The organism is Bacteroides sp. 1001136B_160425_E2 (genome assembly GCF_015559655.1).
GTDB classification, from domain to species: Bacteria; Bacteroidota; Bacteroidia; order Bacteroidales; family Bacteroidaceae; genus Bacteroides; species Bacteroides luhongzhouii.
The window spans coordinates 218,258-237,943 of record NZ_JADMQH010000007.1 but is presented as its reverse complement, the minus strand read 5'-3'; the positions used below and the strand labels follow the sequence as shown (position 1 = coordinate 237,943).

Here is a 19,686-nt window from a genome sequence, read left to right as displayed (position 1 = left end):
GATGCGTGCAAGATGTTTTATCTTACACACATCTGCAACTTTCGTTAATTTCAATCCATATCCGTTTGTAGAATCATTATCAACTTTCACACTCATCACACGACTATAAACAAATGGTTATCAAAGCCTTACTGTGAACAGATAGCATAAAATGCCTCCTTCACAGCCTTCACCCCTTTCACGCCCGCTGATAACCACCCCGGATAATCACGGCTTCACACCAATGACAAACTGTCTATTCACTACAAGACAACTATAGTTGACCATACAGACAACTATAGTCGTCTAAGCAGCCGACAGTAGTCGGCCGATTAGACGACAGCACTCGTCCTTCATCCGGGTTAAACAATAATTCAGTATAACAACCCGTAAACAGATACTACTATTCTGTCATCATCAGCCAACAAGAAAGGTTGAGCCGAACAAAAACAACGTATGCGAACGCAGATTACTCTTTCATCGCTTATCATGGAATCTATACCCAAGTCCCAACATCAGATTGTTGGGGTCTTTAAATTTACTCAACTGATATCCCACGTGTAGAAACAAATGACGGGTGACATAAGTCTTGAGAGCTAAAATCTGGTAAAACCCTTTCGTATCATCACCGCTGTATATCAGGTTCCTACCGACACCGACATTGATAGAGAAAACAGGCATCACCAGTTCTGCCCGAAGAGATACCCCCATGGCAAATTGCTTACGGAAAGGAGGACGATGAAACTTCAAATTGCTCGAGTAAAACTCGCCCACTCTATACTCCTTGAGATTGGCACTCTCATCATATTGCGCATCCGCAGAAAGCCCTGCCCGAAAATAGTTGTTGAAATTATACATCGGGGCGAAATTGATGCCCGCCACGCCGAACGAACCGGGAATCATACTCGATACATCGTCTCCAATCAATCCCCTTTTGCGGGTGGCTCCGTAGATCACCAAGTCATAGCTGACATGAGGCTTTATAAAGAGCCGTCCGGGAGCGATGGAACCGAGCGACTCATCCGCGCCCAAAGTACGTACGATGCCGATTCTTCCTCCAATAACATTAAGGCCCCCATTAGGATAATGCGTGTTTCCGTTGGAAAAATGGGTAAGATCTACACCCGCCGCCAGTTTCCAGTACCTGTGAACTTGCCAGTTCAGCAAAAAGCCGAGATTGATGTATGCATTGATCTTGGAGCCAACCAGCACGTTTTGCGGATTGGATAGTTCGTCATATTTCTTCCAGCCAAAAGAAGCTCCGAAGTTCCATTCGTAATCAAGCGACAGACGGGGCGACAGTTGCGCGATACGTGACCCTTGAAAAGCGTATACCGACACCGGATTTCCCAATTCAACGGGACTAAAAAAGGTATGGTAGGAAACGCCAATACCCTGATAGGTATGAGGAAAGAGCCTGCCGAGATTGGATTCTTTACTGAATCTGAAAGCGTACTTGAGATGGAAGGAAAACGATTGGTCGATTTTCTTTTGCTGCACATTGTCTCCTTGCAGAAAACTATGGGTAGAAACGATATAGCCCGGACGGATGTCGAAGCCAAGCTGATGGCGGATCAGAGGATGGCTGACGCTGTCATTCCGTTGTCCGGTGATTGTCTGGGCTTCCAGATTTGCGTTGATTGCCGGATGTACCAGGAGGCAAAGGAGGCACAGCAACCGTATGGCGTTCCTATTTCTAATCATTGATATGCTAGTTATTGACAGGTTAGTTGTTGAAAGGGATATCCTTGTGTGTTATATGATATTTTACAGGCATTTCGCTATGCAACGTGCCGGTTACGATTCGTTGTTTCTTGGTTTTGGGGTGAGAAACATAGAGGGTATATCTCGTTTCCAACCAATCATACACCATCGATAAGGTGTAGTATCGAGAAGTCCGGGGAGGGATTATGTCTGCTTCCTGTTCCGTATTGGGACAAGACAACATTTGTTGCGCAGAAATGAACGGCGCCCGTTTGCCGTTCATCACTAAATATCCGTCTTTCATGCTTGGTATTTCCACAGTCAGACCGGCTTCGCCCAGTAGTTGAAAAGCTTCGGGCACATCGCTTTTAAATCTCATGAAATGATAAAAAGACTCGAAAGGAAAAAGCGTGTATGTAGACGAACCATCTGTTAAGTTATGAAAGGAGACGCCTTCTTTTTTCTCTATCCTGTTTTCCGGATCGTAAGAATATGCATCCAAAGAATAAATGATGCTGTCCATCACATATCTGTCTGTCGGAGAAATCTCGACATATATCTCTTGCCACTCATACTCGTTGCTCGCCCTGAGCTGGAATTGAAAAGGAGCGGAAAGGGCATTCTCGCCTACCGTTATCTTCACTTCTTCGGGATGAACGCGTTCGATGGTGAAATCAATCAACTCTCCGGTGCACACAATCTTTCCCAACCCGTTCAGCGATGGACCTTGGCCATTTGTTATCAGGCGATTGTCCGCGTCATATATTTTATATTGAATGGGAAAACCGAAGGCTATATACATCCAATCCCAATTGGATGCTGCAAATTGAATAGTGGCGACATCCCCGTTCCCATCCAACGTCAGTTCGGAATCGGAAGGACGGAAGTCGTCGACAAACACGTCTCCGTTACAACCATAAAACTCCCCAAGGATGAGAAGACAGACCGTCAGATATAGGAATCTTTTCATATTGTTTTTTCGCTTGTTCATTCTCTTTTGTTCTCTACGGACAAAAGTAACATATATTTTCAGAAACAGCATACAAGCCCGCATTAAGAAGTGTTATCATCACCTGATTAATTGTCGTTTTACAGTGGCGGACGCTAAAATGCAGCTAAAACAATATATGGCAAGCAAATGAAGAGAAGTTACTAATTAATCAAACAGTTCTTTCAATACCTCCAGTGATTTCAATGCCGGGAAGTCCGGCAGATGCAAGCGGTAATAATCATTCATAATTGTCAGGCAACGGGTACGCTCCGCACGGCTCATGCCAAAAAGATGCATTGTTTCATAGTTCATGCGCATCAGTTGACGGAGACGGGCAGCCTCTTCGGGATTGATATAAGAGGAATGTAGTTGGGGACGAATAGAAGTAAAGCAGGCATTCAATAAATCAAAGTAATCGCCGGTATGATAATCTTCCAGATTCGGATAAAGTCCCAAGAAACGGGAAAGACGCATCAGGAAAACCAGATGGAAATTGGCAAAACCGTCTTCACACTCGTCCAGCCAAATGATGGAATGTTGCAGATAAGCAAATAACGGGCGGTTCTCCGTCTCCTCCCGAACAGCCCTGTAAAGAAACTCCGACAGGAAAAGTGCCATTGAAGATTTATACGGATCATAAGGAATGGAAGAAAAAGGATAAAAGGATTTCGCTTCCTTCACACGATAGAGAGTTGCGTTGGGGCGATAGTCGGCCTCGAACTCAATAAAAGACAACGGCTGGAAAAGTACGGATTTTACAGCCGCTTTCCGCGAACGGGGTACTGCTACAAGGAAAGAAGCCCTGCCGGACAACTCTGTATACATATCCACAATGATAGATGTATCATTGTATTTTAATGTATGAAGAACTATTCCTTTCGTTTTTTGCAGCATAGCCGAATAATCTCGTTTTCAATCCGAAGCAAAGCTACAAAAAAAACACAAAATAATCGGAGACATCCGGCGTTAAATATCGCTTCCACTTCTTTATCTTTCGCGTACATGAAAGTTACAAAAGAAGTCACAAATAAACTGTTTTTTATTTCACTATATATAATAAGGTGGTAAGAAAACAGACTCTCTACTGTTTTTCACAGGAGAGAAGTTTTTTTTATAAAAAACGCAATCATATATTTCGCTGAATATCAACTAAAAAGGACGGTACCTTTTAAAAAAAACACATATTCATTGAAAATTTTACTATAAATCATTTGTCAGTTTCAAAAAAGTTCCTACCTTTGCAACCGCAATCGAGAAACAAACACAGATTCGAGAAAGCAAAACGCAGAAATGCAACAAAGGATGGCCCGTTCGTCTATCGGTTAGGACGCAAGATTTTCATTCTTGAAAGGGGGGTTCGATTCCCCCACGGGCTACAAGTTAAAAGAATAAAGAACTAAAAAAATAGATTAGTCGAGATGGCAAATCATAAATCATCACTGAAAAGAATCAGACAAGAAGAGACAAGAAGACTTCATAACAGATATTATGGCAAAACCATGAGAAATGCTGTTAGAAAGCTTCGTGCAACTACTGATAAAGCAGAAGCAGTTGCAATGTACCCAGGCATTACAAAGATGTTGGATAAGTTGGCTAAAGTGAATATCATTCACAAAAACAAAGCTAACAATCTGAAATCTAAGTTGGCTCTTTACATCAACAAGCTCGCTTAATAAGAAGAATTTAATAATTCTACATAGCACCTAGGCTGAACTTTTAAGTTCGGCCTTTCTTGTTTATAACCCATTGAATATCAAACCCATCAAGAATACAGAGAAACCGCCCGTATTCTTCATTTTTCACTGATTATTCTTCGTCAAGTCGACTATTTTCACTATATTTGCTCTGTTATTAAAGTTAGAAAGGCAATTATGAGCGAAGAACAAATCACTCCCAATAACGGGTCTTATTCTGCGGATAGTATCCAAGTATTGGAAGGTCTTGAAGCAGTAAGAAAACGCCCTGCGATGTACATTGGTGACATCAGCGTCAAGGGACTTCACCATTTGGTATACGAAATCGTTGACAACTCTATCGACGAAGCATTGGCCGGCTATTGCGACCATATCGAAGTAATAATCAACGAAGACAATTCAATCACAGTACAGGACAACGGACGCGGTATTCCGGTTGACTATCACGAGAAAGAAAAGAAGTCGGCACTGGAAGTTGCCATGACCGTACTGCATGCCGGAGGTAAATTCGACAAGGGTTCTTACAAAGTATCCGGAGGTTTGCACGGTGTAGGTATGTCGTGCGTAAACGCGTTGTCTACCCACATGACTACACAAGTATTCCGTAATGGTAAAATCTATCAGCAGGAATATGAGATCGGTAAACCGCTTTATTCTGTAAAAGAAGTCGGTACAGCTGACATCACAGGAACCCGCCAGCAATTCTGGCCGGATAATACCATCTTTACTGAAACGGTATACGACTACAAGATTCTGGCTTCACGCCTGCGCGAATTGGCTTATCTGAACGCTGGTCTCCGTATCTCCCTGACTGACCGCCGGGTTGTGAACGAAGACGGAAGTTTCAAGGGCGAACAGTTCTATTCAGAAGAAGGCTTGAGAGAGTTCGTGCGTTTTATCGAGTCTTCACGCGAGCACTTGATTAACGATGTTATCTATCTGAACTCGGAAAAGCAGGGAATTCCTATTGAAGTGGCTATCATGTACAATACCGGATTCTCCGAAAACGTTCACTCATACGTCAACAATATCAACACCATTGAAGGTGGTACACACTTGGCAGGTTTCCGCCGTGCGCTGACTCGTACGTTGAAGAAATACGCCGAAGACAGCAAGATGCTGGAAAAGGTGAAAGTTGAAATCTCGGGAGATGACTTCCGTGAAGGTTTGACTGCTGTTATTTCTGTAAAAGTGGCTGAACCACAGTTTGAAGGACAGACTAAAACGAAGTTGGGTAACAACGAAGTGATGGGTGCTGTTGACCAGGCAGTGGGCGAAGTATTAACATATTATCTGGAAGAACATCCGAAGGAAGCAAAAACGATTGTTGACAAAGTGATTCTTGCCGCTACCGCACGTCACGCCGCAAGAAAAGCCCGTGAAATGGTACAACGCAAGTCACCGATGTCAGGTGGTGGCCTGCCGGGTAAGTTGGCCGACTGTTCGGATAAGGATCCTTCAAAATGTGAATTGTTCCTCGTCGAGGGAGACTCGGCAGGTGGTACTGCCAAGCAGGGACGTAACCGTATGTTCCAGGCTATTCTCCCATTACGCGGTAAGATTCTGAACGTAGAAAAAGCCATGTATCACAAAGCTCTGGAAAGTGATGAAATCCGCAATATCTACACAGCTCTCGGTGTGACTATCGGAACTGACGAAGACAGCAAAGAAGCAAACATACAGAAGTTGCGTTATCATAAGATCATCATCATGACCGATGCCGACGTCGATGGTTCTCACATCGACACACTGATCATGACGTTCTTCTTCCGTTACATGCCGCAAGTTATCCAGAACGGTTATCTGTACATCGCCACTCCCCCGCTCTACCTCTGCAAAAAGGGTAAAGTAGAAGAGTATTGCTGGACAGACGCACAACGCCAGAAGTTTATTGACACTTACGGTGGTGGTTCAGAAAATGCAATTCATACACAACGTTACAAAGGTTTGGGTGAAATGAACGCCCAGCAGTTGTGGGAAACTACTATGGACCCTGAAAACCGTATGCTGAAGCAAGTAAATATTGACAACGCCGCAGAAGCCGATTATATCTTCTCTATGTTGATGGGTGAAGATGTAGGGCCGCGCCGCGAGTTTATTGAAGAGAATGCAACGTATGCAAATATCGATACATAATCTAAATAACACGTTTTTATAAACCAACCTCACATCTTACAACGAGGAAACGCCGATGGCGAAGGAACGTCCTTCGATCGGCGTTTTTCTTTTATCTAAAGGAGCTTTCATGTTCGAATAGTTCAACTGCCTATCTCTTAATAAAACCTAACAGCGGAAACGTTTTCCAGACAAAATCACTATCTTGCATAAAAAGCAAAGAAAACATAACTATGAAAATGAAAACTACTGCACCCAATCCGTTATTTGCAAAGATCAGGCTGTTTCTTATTGTACTGACTTCCTGCGTAATCGCGACTTGTATCTTCTTGATTATTATCCATCCGGAAGCATGGATTATGCCGGCATGCGGAATCATAATCGCATTGTGCATTTTGCTATATCAGCTATATTGCATACGCAAGAACCGGAAGAGAATTTAAATATATTTCTGCTTTTTCAGTTCTTCAGCAACAGCAACCAGCTCTTTGTACCATTCTTCACCGAACTTACGGATTAAAGGCTCTTTCAAAAACTGATATACGGGAAGATTCTCTTTTTTCCCTAGCAAAACCGCTGCCTTACATACATCCCAACGATTGTAATTTACCGCTTTATAAGGCCCGTAATCGCCAATCCGGATAGGATAAAGATGACAAGAAACCGGTTTATAGAAGTCTGTTTTCCCCTCCCGATAAGCCTTCTCGATAGCGCAGTAGCAGCAACCATTCTCATCGTAGCAGGTAAACACACAGTCCTTATTATTAACAATAGAAGTCACCAGATCGCCTTCCTGATCCGTATATACCACTCCTTGCTCTTCAATCACCGCACGTGCTTCCGGAGCCAGTTCATCCCAAATAATCGGCAAAACTTCTTCCAACTCCATCACCTCGTCCAGCTCTACCGGAGCACCGGCATCACCTTCAACGCAACAAGCCCCCTTGCAGGCGCCCAAATCGCAAAGGAACTTCTCCTGAAATACATCAAGAGACACTACTACATCACCTATTTGTATCATTTTAAACCTTATGTGAGACAAAAAGGGCGGAGTTCTACTCCGCCCTCCCAATTATAGAAATCTAAATTACTTAATCAAAACGTTTCCGTCCATTTCAGCCGGAACAGTCAGCCCCATAATTTTCAGAATAGTCGGAGCAACATCTGCCAAACGGCCATCCTCTACTTTCGCAGCCTTGTTCTCTGTCACGTAAACGCAAGGAACAGGGTTCAAAGAGTGAGCTGTGTTCGGAGTACCGTCTTCGTTCAAAGCATGATCAGCATTACCATGATCGGCAATGATAATTGCTTCGTAATCTTGTGCTTTAGCTGCTTCAATTACATCTTTCACGCAAGCGTCTACAGCAACAACCGCTTTCTCGATTGCTTCGTAAATACCGGTATGACCAACCATGTCACCGTTAGCGAAATTCACTACAATGAAATCATATTTGTTCTCGTTGATGGCAGCCACCAGTTTATCTTTTACTTCGAAAGCGCTCATTTCCGGCTTCAAGTCGTAAGTAGCAACCTTTGGAGAAGGAACAAGGATACGTTCTTCATTGTCGAACGGAGTTTCACGTCCACCGTTGAAGAAGAATGTTACGTGAGCATACTTTTCTGTTTCAGCGATATGAAGTTGACTCAAGCCTTTGGAAGCAAGATATTCGCCCAATGTGTTGGATACGTTTTCTTTGTCGAACAAGATATGAACACCTTTGAAAGATGCATCATACGGAGTCATACAGTAATATTGCAAACCTGGGATGGTATGCATGCCAGCTTCCGGCATATCTTGTTGAGTCAGTACGACAGTCAACTCTTTGGCACGGTCGTTACGGTAGTTGAAGAAGATCACTACATCACCTTCTTTGATTGTTCCGTCGCAGTTAGCGTTCACAATCGGTTTGATGAATTCGTCTGTCACGCCTTCGTCGTAAGATTCCTGCATTGCCTGAACCATATCGGTAACTTTCTTACCTACACCGTTTACGAGCAGGTCATAAGCTTCTTTTACACGCTCCCAACGCTTGTCACGGTCCATAGCGTAATAACGGCCGATGATAGAAGCAATCTTGCCAGCTGATTTCTCGCAGTGCGCAGAAAGTTCTTCGATAAAACCTTTACCACTTTTCGGGTCAGTATCGCGACCATCCATGAAACAGTGGATAAATGTATTGTTGATGTTGTATTCTTTTGCGATATCACAAAGTTTGAAGAGATGAACGAGTGAGCTGTGTACACCACCGTTAGAAGTCAACCCCATAAAGTGAACACTCTTGCCGTTTTCTTTTGCATAAGAGAAAGCAGAAACGATTTCAGGATTTTTCATGATGCTGTTGTCCGCACATGCACGATTGATTTTCACCAAGTCCTGATAAACCACGCGTCCGGCACCGATATTCAAGTGACCTACTTCCGAGTTACCCATCTGTCCGTCAGGTAAACCTACGTTTTCACCGCTTGCCTGAAGTTGAGAGTGAGGATAAGTACTCATCAGATAATCCCAATAAGGAGTGGGAGTGTTGAAGATTACGTCGTCTTTCTTTTGGTCACCTAATCCCCAACCATCGAGGATCATTAAAAGGGCTTTCTTACTCATAATATTTCAATATTTAAATTATCACACTGATTTTCGGGCGCAAAGGTACAAAAAAGATAGTTACGTAAACGTTTAATCTATGTTAAGTTACAAGGCAGAAGTGCATCAGGCTATGGGTCTTTTTCTTACTTTGTAAAACAACTTTCAAGCTGTCTATCGAAAAACCCGACACAAAAGGCGGAACCTACTTCATTTTTCCGTACCTTTGCGTCGCTTTTAAATTAAAATCATAGAAATATGGACGATTCAAACCCGCGAACGTGCACAACTAGTATTAATTAAAGCGAACAGAGTCATTGAAAACTGATGCCTCTGCTCGTGTCAAACAAACGAAAGGAGGCAATAAGATGAGAACGTATCTTTATTGTGAGGCTGGCTTTGTGGAAAAAGCACAATGGCTTCCCAACAGCTGGGTAAATGTAGTATGCCCAAACAATGATGACTTTGAATTTCTAACTCAAACTCTCAACGTACCCGAATCATTTCTTAATGATATAGCCGATACGGACGAACGTCCGCGTACGGATACGGAAGGTAACTGGTTGTTGACAATTCTCCGCATCCCGGTAGTGAACAAACTGAATGGCAGCCTGCCTTTCGACACTGTACCGATTGGAATTATCACCAACAATGAGATTATTGTATCCGTCTGTTATCACAACACAGATTTGTTACCGGATTTCATAGAGCATACCCGTCGAAAAGGGATCGTTGTACGCAACAAACTGGATCTGATTTTTCGGTTAATCTATTCTTCTGCTGTGTGGTTCCTGAAATATCTAAAGCAGATAAACATAGACATCAGTGCCGCAGAAAAGGAATTGGAACGAAGTATCCGTAACGAGGATTTACTTCGCCTGATGAGACTGCAAAAAACACTTGTCTACTTCAATACTTCCATCCGTGGAAATGAAGTGATGATCGGTAAGTTAAGGACTATTTTTCAGGATACGGATTATCTGGACACAGAATTAGTGGAGGATGTGATTATCGAGCTGAAACAGGCACTCAATACGGTAAATATTTACAGCGATATCCTCACAGGAACAATGGATGCTTTTGCCTCTATTATCTCCAACAATGTGAATACGATCATGAAACGTATGACAAGTCTGTCCATCGTCCTGATGCTTCCGACATTGATTGCCAGTTTTTATGGCATGAATGTGGACATTCACCTGGAAAAAGTACCCTTTGCTTTCTCTTTGATCGTGCTCTTCTCCATCGGATTGTCAACGCTTGCGTTTGTGATATTCCGGAAGATTAAGTGGTTCTAAAAGGAGGAACATAAAAAAAACAGCTTACCATCTATGGTCCTTTACAAGGATTCTTTATGACGGTAAGCTGTAATTATACGTTTTTTATTCTATAGAGAATTAATTAAAAGAGAATGTTTAGAGAGAGAAATTAAAATATTTTATCCTTCTTTATTTGCTTTTTTTCCACCTAACGGAATAGATACTCCAACAAATCCGTTAACAGAGTTAGAGTTCTTTCCTAAGAACATATAGTCAGTTCCGACAAACAGAGGACCTAACTTCAGACCCAGACCGAAAGATTTACCGGCTGACTGGATTGCTGAATAGCTAAGCGCTACATTGAACCAGCTTTTCGGACGATAGTTTGCGGAGAATGTTAATTCTGTAAGAGCATCAGGCTGTACAAAACGAGTTGTTGACAATACACCGACTGCTAATTTGTTATTGAAGAATCCGTATTCTGCACCTAATACTAATGTAGAAGCAAGACGGGATTTACGAGATTCTCTAGCATCGCCTACTTCAAGTTGCAACATGTCATAGTCAAGTACATCACCATTCGTTACACGGTCCATATATCCTTGAGCGTCATTCTGCAACTGATTTACAGCGTTCATAACAGTATTCGGATCATTCGGATCAACCATATTTGCATAGGTACTCCCTTTAATATCAATCGGATCCGGGTTAGCTGAGGCAATTTTTGTGCTTGATTTTGACCAAGAAATAAAACCTAAATCAAGAACAGATGCAGACACTGTCAGATTATCCAATATTTTATAAGAAGCTCCCAAGTCGATACCAAAGCCATAACCTGCAATACCCAATTTACCACTGTCAAAGTCGAAATCTGTTACATAGTCTTTACCTTCTTCTTCTTTCAATTCCAGACCTTTGAAAGAACTTTTCAGTTCTGCGCCAACAGTCAAGTTTGCATGATAATTATCAAACTTAGTTTTCAATTCCTGTGCAGCTTTTATTGCTTCGGGAGTACTCATAGAATTCCAGTAGCTCTCACTAGACCATTTTGCAATTTCTGCGTCACTAGGCAAGTTAGCATTCATCGCAACTTTATTAAGTTTCAACTCCATGTTGCCAATACCCAATAATGCTTTCACTCTAGCACCAACAGTCAAACGGCTGTTAATCTGACGTGAAAGTCCTAAACCGACTTCCGTATAAGCATTAATATTCAATCGCTGACCACTAATATCATAGTTACTGTTTCTCCAATTTTCTTCAACTGTTTCCATCTCATTCAAGAAGGTAAACATATTCTTAGTCAAGTTAGCACCGATATCTGTACGCAGACCGATATTGAATGACCAGAAGTTCTTGCCTTTGTACCATCCTGCAGAAAGAATTTCTGTACTGAAGTTCACATTCAGTTTATTATTATCTTTCAGACGGTTCATGAAATCCGGTTTAGTATAGAAATCGTCACCATCATCAATAATATCGATGATATCCTGATAGCCTAATGAAGTAGACCCGACAGTTGCATTAACAGCACCAATTACTGGAAGGTTGAAATAACCTTTTGTCGGTGTTAAAGCCGGATTCAGTTGTTGACGATAGTGTGTACCTTCCATAAAATAGGAAGTACGTAAAAACTGTGCATTTGCGGAAAGAGTGCAAACCAACATAATAAAAAATACCCCAATGAGTTTAGAAGACCACAATAGTTTGTTCGTTGCCATGATTTTAAACTTTTTAATTCTTATTATTGTTTGCAAAGATATAGTATTTCAATAACAAATAAAAGCACTAGGCAACACTTTTTCAGCCTAAACAGAACAATTTCAAGGTTATCCGTAACAAAATCGTGCTTATTCTGCAAAAAAATGTAGAATGTTTGTGCAAAATGAAACAAAGCAACTTTAGAAGTTTAAAGTTAGCTGTCCGTCTCCTAATAGATTGAATGTCATTCGATGGTAAGGGGTGGTTCCACGTTCGGCAATGGCAGCGCGATGTTTTTTAGTTGGGTAGCCTTTATTGTGATCCCAATCATAATAAGGAAACTCGTCGTGGAGACGGTTCATATAATCGTCTCTGTATGTCTTGGCTAAAATAGAAGCCGCAGCTATTGAAAGATATTTCCCGTCTCCTTTCACTACTGTGGTATGGGGGACGCCGGGATATTTAGTGAAACGATTTCCGTCGATCAGTAAATGTTGTGGGCGGGTAGTCAGCTGATCCACTGCACGATGCATGGCCAAGAAAGAAGCCCGCAGGATATTTATTTCATCAATTTCTTCCGGTGACACGATGCCGACTGCCCAAGCTATCGCCTCCTTCTCTATTACCTCACGCAGTGCATAACGTTGTTTTTCCGTCAATTGCTTGGAATCATTCAACAGTTCATTCTTAAAATCCTTCGGAAGAATAACCGCAGCAGCGTATACCGCTCCTGCCAAACATCCACGACCGGCCTCATCACATCCGGCTTCAATCAGATTCTCGTTTAAGTAAGGTAATAACATATTTATCGCTTCTATTTTGACACAAAGGTAATTCAAATTAAAAAAGGAGACTTGTTTTGTCTCCTTTTTCTTACTTCTTTCCTGCTTTTTTTAGAATAAACTCCAAGCGACAGTAAGCCCTGCCATTACAATGGCCACCATGCTCATTAGCTTTATTAAGATATTCAAGCTCGGCCCGGATGTATCTTTAAACGGATCACCCACAGTATCTCCTACTACGGTTGCTTTATGAACTTCACCGCCTTTTCCTCCAAAGTTTCCTTCTTCTACATATTTCTTTGCATTATCCCATGCCCCTCCGGCATTAGCCATGAAGATAGCCAGTACGAAACCACTACTCAAACCACCAATCAACAAACCAAGTACGCCGGGAACACCGAAAATAAGGCCTGTAAGGATAGGAGCAATAATAGCGATTAAGGAAGGTATAACCATTTCACGCTGCGCACCTTTTGTCGATATTGCAACACAGCGTTCGTAATCCGGCTCCGCTTCTCCCGTCAGAATGCCCTTTATTTCACGAAATTGGCGACGTACTTCATCCACCATATGCCCTGCTGCACGTCCTACGGCATTCATAGTCAATCCACAGAACAGGAAAGCCATCATGGAACCGAGGAACATACCCGAAAGAACTTTCGGATTCATCAGATGTACTTCATAATAATCCATGAAGTCGATAAAAGTAGCATTCGCCACACTGATGGAACTACCATCCGCAAAGGTTAAATCTACATTACCAAGCCGTGTCAGGCCGATTCGGATTTCTTCAATATAAGAAGCCAGCAAAGCCAACCCTGTCAATGCAGCGGAACCGATTGCAAAACCTTTTCCGGTGGCAGCAGTCGTATTCCCTAACGAATCGAGCGCATCGGTACGTTTGCGGACTTCGGCACCCAAGCCGGACATTTCCGCGTTACCTCCTGCATTATCCGCTATCGGGCCATAAGCATCCGTTGCCAGAGTGATACCTAAAGTAGAAAGCATGCCGACAGCCGCAATACCGATTCCATACAATCCCATACCGACATTGGCAAAATCGCCTGCAGAAGCCAGCAGATAGGAAGCAATGATACCAATCACGACTGCAATTACCGGAATAGCCGTAGAAAGCATACCCAAACCGATACCGGAGATAATTACGGTGGCAGGTCCGGTCTTACCGCTTTCACTAAGTTTCTGGGTAGGGCGATAAGATTGGGAAGTATAATATTCCGTAGAACGTCCGATGATAATACCTACCACCAGTCCGACTACTACGGCACAAGAGATCAAAATCCAGTTATCAAGTTGCAGGAGCCACAGAATCAAAAATGCAGCGGCAACAATAAGCACGGAACTAAGATTCGTACCGAAAGCCAACGAGCCGAGCAGATCCTTCATGGTCGCATTCTCCTTGGTACGGACAGCGAATATACCTATAATAGAAAGGATAATACCAACAGCCGCAATCAGCATCGGGGCGATAACTGCCTTGAATTGCATCACTGTATCTGCCGAATGGATAAAAGCAGCAGCCCCCAGGGCGGCTGTTGCCAGAATCGAACCACAGTAAGATTCGTATAAATCGGCTCCCATACCGGCCACGTCACCTACATTATCACCTACATTATCGGCAATAGTGGCAGGATTACGAGGATCATCTTCCGGGATCCCGGCTTCTACCTTACCTACCAAATCGGCTCCGACATCGGCTGCCTTTGTATAGATACCACCGCCTACACGGGCAAAGAGCGCCTGTGTAGAAGCTCCCATACCGAACGTCAGCATGGTGGTAGTGATTACACAGAGTTTATGAGTAGGTGTCAGCGCATCAGCAGGAATCACTGCATTCAGCAACAAATACCAAAAAGAGATATCGAGCAGTCCCAGACCAACAACCACCAGTCCCATCACCGCACCACTTCGGAAAGCAATTCTTAATCCTGCATTCAGAGAAGTACGGGCAGCATTAGCGGTACGAGCGGACGCATAAGTCGCCGTTTTCATCCCCAAAAATCCGGAAAGCCCGGAGAAGAATCCACCTGTAAGAAAAGCAATGGGAACCCATGCATTCTGTACATGAAAACCATAAGCCATAATTGAAAACAAAATAACCAGCCCCAAGAATACGCAACCTACTATTTTGTATTGCTGTTTTAGATAAGACATAGCTCCTTTGCGTACAGCAGCAGCTATTTTTATCATTTGGGGTGTACCTTCACTCTCTTTCATCATCTGCTTATGAAAGTAATAAGCAAAGCAGAGGGCTAACACGGAAGCGACTGGAACGAGCCAGAAAAGAATGTTGTCCATAGGGTCAATTTTTAAAGGATTACGGAGGCTAAAAGTATGGAAATCAATCGAAATAAGCAAGTAAAAAAGAAAGAATTTACAGAGTTGGATCATTCTATTTTTCATACGTCACTTTGGACAGATAAACAGATGGCAGTTATTTATTTTATTCCCTCATTTATGCACCGAAAGGGGTTAAAACCAGTTCACCATCCCATAACAAAACAACGAATAATAGTCAATAACAACTAACTATCCGCCATTCTCTGCTTATTCTGCTGGGCAAATTCTGTAGGAGTAACTCCAAACTGTTTCTGAAATACTTTGGCGAAGTAAGAAGGAGACTGAAATCCTACCCTGTCACAAATTTCATTGATGCGCAGTTCTCCCTCCTGCAACAATTCCGCAGCATGTTTTAGTCGGATGACACGGATAAAATCGAGTGAAGAAAGACTGGTCAATGCCTTAATCTTACGGTGAAGGCTGGAACGGGACATATTCATAGCCGTAGCTAATGCTTCCACATTATAGTTGGCATCAGAAAGATTCTCACGCACTTTGGCTATCAATTGAGACATCAGTTGTTCGTCGACCCGTGACATGGCATCCCCTTGCGGAGTGCAGGCGCCATGCAACCACAAATTGCGTCTGGGATTGAACGAATGGTATTATCATTTTGATTACCATTCCCCTTCTCTGCTATGGATGGCTACCGTAGAGAACTATCCGCAACTGCCCACTTCCACCGAAACAAGCATCCTCGCAACAGCGACAATGCCGGACTAGGTGACTGGGAAGTGATGAAATCCAAACTGCCGGGCGGTATTCCTGCACTCGTGAAGTCTGCTAAAGAAGCCGAGAATACTTATTCAGGAAATTATCTGATGAAAGTAGGAATCAATGCTTTCACTACCAATCAAGCTTTCAGCCGTGTGATTGAAATTACAACCGAATAAAAAAAGTTGCAGCTATACCGTTTTACGGTATAGCTGCGATTAATGTTAAAGAGAGAGAATTTATATAATATGAGCATGGTCTCACGACCCTCCTAATATTCAATGAACATTTTGTTTCTTTACCTATTAGACGCACAAAAGCTCAAATCACTGCACTTGAAGACATTTTTTTTAGTTAAAGAATAAAAAAAGCCGCCATCCCACAGGAATAGCAGCTTTTATATCGTTAGAACATCTTGCTGACGCGTTCGATTCCATCCACCAATGTATCTATTTCCGATTTCGTATTGTACATAGCAAACGAAGCCCGTACAGTTCCTTCTATACCAAGACGTTGCATGAGAGGTTGCGCACAATGATGTCCCGTCCTTACGGCAATGCCTAAACGATCCAACAACGTTCCGAGGTCGAAATGATGGATATCTCCTACCAGGAAGGATATGACCGCTCCCCGTTCGGCTGCCTCACCGAATATACGTATCTGGGGAATCTCTTTCAGCCGTTGCAAAGCGTAAGTTGTCAGTTCATGCTCATGGGCGGCTATCTGCTCAAGTCCATGTCCATTCACGTAATCAAGGGCTTTTGCCAGTCCGGTAGTTCCGATGTAGTCGGGCGTACCGGCTTCAAATTTGAAAGGAAGTTCGTTGAAAGTAGTCTTTTCAAAAGAGACATGCTGAATCATCTCTCCTCCTCCCTGATAAGGCGGAAGGCGGTCTAACCACTCTTCTTTTCCATAAAGCACTCCGACGCCTGTCGGACCGTATATCTTGTGGGCAGAAAATACCAGAAAATCGGCATCCAACTCCTGTACGTCCACTTTCATGTGAGGGATAGACTGCGCAGCATCTATCAGGCAAGGTACACCGTGCGCATGAGCCGTCGCAATCATTTCTTTCACCGGATTCACTGTACCCAGCACATTCGAAACATGAACCACACTGACTATTTTCGTGCGTTCGGAAAATAGTTTTTCGTATTCATCCAACAGAAGTTCGCCTTTGTCATTCATCGGAATCACTTTGATGGCAATTCCCTTGCGGGCAGCCAGCTGTTGCCAGGGAACGATGTTACTGTGATGTTCCATTACGGAAATAATCACTTCATCTCCCTCTTCCATAAATTCGTCGCCAAAGCTGGAAACAAGCAGGTTGATGCTTTCCGTCGTTCCGCGGGTGAAGACAACTTCACTTGTGCTACGGGCATTAATAAACTGACGCACCGTTTCACGGGAAGCCTCATGCAATTCCGTAGCTTGTTGCGAAAGATAATGCACACCGCGATGTACATTGGCATTTACGGAATAATATTCATCCACCAACGCATCAACCACCAAGCGGGGTTTCTGCGTCGTCGCACCGTTGTCGAAATAAACCAAAGGTTTACCGTAAACCGTACGGCTCAATATCGGAAAATCCTCACGTATCTTTTGAATATCCACGTTTATTATTTTTTAGTGGTTACTTACAAATGGCACAGCCCTGACATCTGTTCAGCTCGCCACGGAAACGTTTCTCTACCAATAGGTGCAGGCGATCTTTCAGTGCTTCCAAACGGATGGTATCAATCACTTCATTGACAAATGCGAACATCAATAACAAACGGGCTTCTTTCTCTGCAATACCTCGTGAACGCATATAGAATAATGCACTCTCATCCAACTGGCCTACCGTTGCTCCATGCGAACATTTCACATCATCCGCATAAATCTCCAATTGAGGTTGTGTGTACATTCGCGCATCACGTGTAGCACAAAGATTCCGGTTAGTCTGCTGGGAGTTCGTATGTTGTGCATCAGGACGCACCAATACCAATCCGGCAAACGCGCCTACCGACTGATCGTCGAGTACATACTTGAACAGCTCATTGCTGGTGCAGTTTGGTACGGCATGGTCAATGCTTGTATGATTGTCTACGTGCTGGTTCTTATCGGCAATTGCCATACCACAGAGGTTTATCTCGGCTCCTTCTCCTGCCAACAACACTTCAGTAGTGTTGCGGGTAGTACCATTATGCAAAGTCATTCCATTCAACAATACATTACTGTTTGCCTCTTGCTTTACATATAGGTTACTGATACGAACGGTGCTTGTATGTGTTTCTTCCAGTTCATACATATCGAATACCGTATTCTCACCTGCAAATACTTCAATCACTTGTGTAGCCAGGAAGTTCACGTTATCCATTGCATGGTCACAAATCAGCAGACGGGCTTGCGCACCATCCTCCAGGATGATTAGTACGCGGCGGTTCACCATAAAGTTAACATCTGCACGCAGGATATTTACCAGCTGGATCGGTTTTTCTACCACTACATTCTTCGGTACAAAAAACACAACGCCGTCTTGTGCAAAAGCTGTATTGAAAGCAGTTATTCCATCTTTGGAAGTATCTGCCAACTGACCGTAATACTTCTTCACCAACTCCGGATGCTGCTCGGCCACCTCTTTCAGGCTGCCGAAAATCACACCTTCCGGCAGGTTTCCTTTGGGAAGTGCCCTATTATAAAATGCGTCATTTACCACAAAATACAGGGCGGTACTCATATTCGGCACATCGCACTTAAACACTTCATACGGATTGACCGGAATAGCCAGACGATTCAAGTTCAAACCGTAATCCGGTTCAAAGTACTTGCTCACATCCGTATATTTGTACTTCTCCATCTTACGGGTCGGAAATCCGAGTCGCTCAAAATCGGCAAATGCAGCTGCACGAGGCGCATTCAGCACTTCGGCACTATGCTTGCAGATCATTGCTTCCGTCTGTGAGAAGAGTTCTATATATTGTTGTTCAACCATCATCGTTTTATATTTGTCATTCTCCTACTTCTTTCTTGATCCAATCATATCCTTTTTCTTCCAGTTCCAGCGCAAGTTCCGGTCCGGCAGTTTTTACGATACGACCTTTATAAAGGACATGTACAATACCAGGTTTGATATAATCAAGCAAACGTTGGTAGTGGGTAATAACGATCGTACTTGTTTCAGGAGTTTTCAGTTTGTTCACTCCTTCCGCAACAATACGGAGCGCATCAATATCCAAACCGGAGTCTGTCTCATCAAGGATGCTCAACCGCGGTTCCAACATGGCCATCTGGAAGATCTCGTTCCGTTTCTTTTCACCACCCGAAAAACCTTCATTCACCGAACGGTTAGCCAACTTATTATCCAGCTCTACAACCGCACGTTTCTCACGCATCAGTTTCAGAAACTCACTGGCTGTCAGTGCAGGCAGACCTTTATATTTACGTTGCTCATTCACAGCAGCACGCATAAAGTTGACCATGCTCACCCCCGGAATCTCTACCGGATACTGGAAACTAAGAAAGATTCCTTCATGGCTACGATCTTCAGGACTCAACTCCAACAGGTTCTTTCCATAAAAAGTGACCGATCCTTTTGTTACCTCAAAAGCCGGATTTCCCACCAATACGGAAGAAAGCGTACTTTTGCCGGAACCATTCGGCCCCATAATAGCGTGCACTTCACCGGGATTCACCGTCAGGTTAATACCCTTCAATATCTCTTTGCCATTAATGCTGGCATGCAGGTCTTTTATTTCTAACATGATTATATTTACGATTTAACAATTTACGATTTACGATTCATATTACTCAGACGACCCACACA

At 43.2% G+C, this 19,686-nt stretch carries 16 protein-coding genes and 1 tRNA gene; 5 read left to right on the top strand and 12 right to left on the bottom strand.

All coding sequences use genetic code 11. The features are described from left to right. Positions 1-456: 456 nt before the first annotated feature. From I2I04_RS09170 to recO, 3 genes are all read right to left on the bottom strand, one after another. Entirely contained in the window at positions 457-1,683 is a 1,227-nt protein-coding gene (locus I2I04_RS09170) for an acyloxyacyl hydrolase (RefSeq protein ID WP_143256819.1), read from the bottom strand. 22 nt (positions 1,684-1,705) lie between these two features. Beyond that, on the bottom strand, positions 1,706-2,653 hold the full coding sequence (locus I2I04_RS09165) for a hypothetical protein (RefSeq protein WP_143256818.1): 948 nt from the start codon (positions 2,651-2,653) through the stop codon (positions 1,706-1,708). Positions 2,654-2,839: 186 nt separating this feature from the next. Further along, positions 2,840-3,568, bottom strand: coding sequence for a DNA repair protein RecO (recO, locus tag I2I04_RS09160; RefSeq protein WP_143256817.1), 729 nt, complete (start codon positions 3,566-3,568; stop codon positions 2,840-2,842). Positions 3,569-3,978: 410 nt separating this feature from the next. Between recO and I2I04_RS09155 the strand changes: the two genes are divergently transcribed. The 3 genes from I2I04_RS09155 (at position 3,979) to gyrB (ending at position 6,504) form a co-directional block, all read left to right on the top strand. Then, positions 3,979-4,050, top strand: a tRNA-Glu gene (locus I2I04_RS09155). 42 nt (positions 4,051-4,092) lie between these two features. Continuing rightward, complete coding sequence (gene rpsT / locus I2I04_RS09150; protein WP_004309474.1) at positions 4,093-4,347, top strand: 30S ribosomal protein S20; 255 nt, start codon at positions 4,093-4,095, stop codon at positions 4,345-4,347. Positions 4,348-4,545: 198 nt separating this feature from the next. Beyond that, entirely contained in the window at positions 4,546-6,504 is a 1,959-nt protein-coding gene (gyrB, locus tag I2I04_RS09145) for a DNA topoisomerase (ATP-hydrolyzing) subunit B (RefSeq protein ID WP_143256816.1), read from the top strand. Positions 6,505-6,922: 418 nt separating this feature from the next. On the opposite strand, the gene I2I04_RS09140 is transcribed toward gyrB, so the two are convergent. Continuing rightward, complete coding sequence (locus I2I04_RS09140; protein ID WP_143256814.1) at positions 6,923-7,504, bottom strand: DUF3109 family protein; 582 nt, start codon at positions 7,502-7,504, stop codon at positions 6,923-6,925. A gap of 66 nt (positions 7,505-7,570) precedes the next feature. Then, positions 7,571-9,085: a 2,3-bisphosphoglycerate-independent phosphoglycerate mutase gene (gene gpmI, locus I2I04_RS09135; RefSeq protein ID WP_195654860.1), complete on the bottom strand. Its 1,515-nt coding sequence runs from the start codon at positions 9,083-9,085 to the stop codon at positions 7,571-7,573. A gap of 347 nt (positions 9,086-9,432) precedes the next feature. Between gpmI and I2I04_RS09130 the strand changes: the two genes are divergently transcribed. Beyond that, positions 9,433-10,362, top strand: a complete 930-nt coding sequence (locus tag I2I04_RS09130; protein WP_195470083.1) for a magnesium transporter CorA family protein — start codon at positions 9,433-9,435, stop codon at positions 10,360-10,362. Positions 10,363-10,502: 140 nt separating this feature from the next. Here the strand turns inward: I2I04_RS09130 and I2I04_RS09125 are convergent, their stop codons facing one another. The 4 genes from I2I04_RS09125 to I2I04_RS23650 all read right to left on the bottom strand — a co-directional run bounded on the left by I2I04_RS09125 (position 10,503) and on the right by I2I04_RS23650 (position 15,604). After that, a complete protein-coding gene (locus tag I2I04_RS09125; RefSeq protein WP_195654859.1) occupies positions 10,503-12,044 on the bottom strand; it encodes a DUF5723 family protein in 1,542 nt (513 codons plus the stop codon). A gap of 180 nt (positions 12,045-12,224) precedes the next feature. Further along, entirely contained in the window at positions 12,225-12,827 is a 603-nt protein-coding gene (locus I2I04_RS09120; protein ID WP_195470081.1) for a ribonuclease HII, read from the bottom strand. Positions 12,828-12,917: 90 nt separating this feature from the next. After that, entirely contained in the window at positions 12,918-15,122 is a 2,205-nt protein-coding gene (locus I2I04_RS09115) for a sodium-translocating pyrophosphatase (protein WP_143256810.1), read from the bottom strand. 227 nt (positions 15,123-15,349) lie between these two features. Beyond that, positions 15,350-15,604: a helix-turn-helix domain-containing protein gene (locus I2I04_RS23650; protein ID WP_410489770.1), complete on the bottom strand. Its 255-nt coding sequence runs from the start codon at positions 15,602-15,604 to the stop codon at positions 15,350-15,352. Positions 15,605-15,802: 198 nt separating this feature from the next. On the opposite strand from I2I04_RS23650, the gene I2I04_RS23495 reads away from it, so the two are divergent. Next, complete coding sequence (locus I2I04_RS23495; RefSeq protein ID WP_317192946.1) at positions 15,803-16,057, top strand: hypothetical protein; 255 nt, start codon at positions 15,803-15,805, stop codon at positions 16,055-16,057. Between the two features lie 226 nt (positions 16,058-16,283). Here the strand turns inward: I2I04_RS23495 and I2I04_RS09100 are convergent, their stop codons facing one another. Genes I2I04_RS09100 through sufC form a run of 3 tightly spaced genes read right to left on the bottom strand, consistent with a single transcriptional unit; the run spans position 16,284 to position 19,624 of the window. Then, positions 16,284-17,495: an aminotransferase class V-fold PLP-dependent enzyme gene (locus I2I04_RS09100; RefSeq protein ID WP_195654858.1), complete on the bottom strand. Its 1,212-nt coding sequence runs from the start codon at positions 17,493-17,495 to the stop codon at positions 16,284-16,286. Between the two features lie 19 nt (positions 17,496-17,514). Further along, positions 17,515-18,858, bottom strand: a complete 1,344-nt coding sequence (gene sufD / locus I2I04_RS09095) for a Fe-S cluster assembly protein SufD (RefSeq protein WP_195654857.1) — start codon at positions 18,856-18,858, stop codon at positions 17,515-17,517. A gap of 13 nt (positions 18,859-18,871) precedes the next feature. Next, positions 18,872-19,624 (bottom strand): Fe-S cluster assembly ATPase SufC, encoded by a 753-nt coding sequence (gene sufC, locus I2I04_RS09090; protein WP_195654856.1) that lies wholly within the window; start codon positions 19,622-19,624, stop codon positions 18,872-18,874. Positions 19,625-19,686: the final 62 nt, after the last annotated feature.

What these genes read in the sequence shown, in the direction of transcription:
- I2I04_RS09170 (WP_143256819.1), bottom strand. Translation starts at nt 1,683, where the DNA reads ATGATTAGAAATAGGAACGCCATACGGTTGCTGTGCCTCCTTTGCCTC.
- I2I04_RS09165 (WP_143256818.1), bottom strand. Translation starts at nt 2,653, where the DNA reads ATGAAAAGATTCCTATATCTGACGGTCTGTCTTCTCATCCTTGGGGAG.
- recO (WP_143256817.1), bottom strand. Translation starts at nt 3,568, where the DNA reads ATGCTGCAAAAAACGAAAGGAATAGTTCTTCATACATTAAAATACAAT.
- rpsT (WP_004309474.1), top strand. Translation starts at nt 4,093, where the DNA reads ATGGCAAATCATAAATCATCACTGAAAAGAATCAGACAAGAAGAGACA.
- gyrB (WP_143256816.1), top strand. Translation starts at nt 4,546, where the DNA reads ATGAGCGAAGAACAAATCACTCCCAATAACGGGTCTTATTCTGCGGAT.
- I2I04_RS09140 (WP_143256814.1), bottom strand. Translation starts at nt 7,504, where the DNA reads ATGATACAAATAGGTGATGTAGTAGTGTCTCTTGATGTATTTCAGGAG.
- gpmI (WP_195654860.1), bottom strand. Translation starts at nt 9,085, where the DNA reads ATGAGTAAGAAAGCCCTTTTAATGATCCTCGATGGTTGGGGATTAGGT.
- I2I04_RS09130 (WP_195470083.1), top strand. Translation starts at nt 9,433, where the DNA reads ATGAGAACGTATCTTTATTGTGAGGCTGGCTTTGTGGAAAAAGCACAA.
- I2I04_RS09125 (WP_195654859.1), bottom strand. Translation starts at nt 12,044, where the DNA reads ATGGCAACGAACAAACTATTGTGGTCTTCTAAACTCATTGGGGTATTT.
- I2I04_RS09120 (WP_195470081.1), bottom strand. Translation starts at nt 12,827, where the DNA reads ATGTTATTACCTTACTTAAACGAGAATCTGATTGAAGCCGGATGTGAT.
- I2I04_RS09115 (WP_143256810.1), bottom strand. Translation starts at nt 15,122, where the DNA reads ATGGACAACATTCTTTTCTGGCTCGTTCCAGTCGCTTCCGTGTTAGCC.
- I2I04_RS23650 (WP_410489770.1), bottom strand. Translation starts at nt 15,604, where the DNA reads ATGAATATGTCCCGTTCCAGCCTTCACCGTAAGATTAAGGCATTGACC.
- I2I04_RS23495 (WP_317192946.1), top strand. Translation starts at nt 15,803, where the DNA reads ATGGATGGCTACCGTAGAGAACTATCCGCAACTGCCCACTTCCACCGA.
- sufD (WP_195654857.1), bottom strand. Translation starts at nt 18,858, where the DNA reads ATGATGGTTGAACAACAATATATAGAACTCTTCTCACAGACGGAAGCA.
- sufC (WP_195654856.1), bottom strand. Translation starts at nt 19,624, where the DNA reads ATGTTAGAAATAAAAGACCTGCATGCCAGCATTAATGGCAAAGAGATA.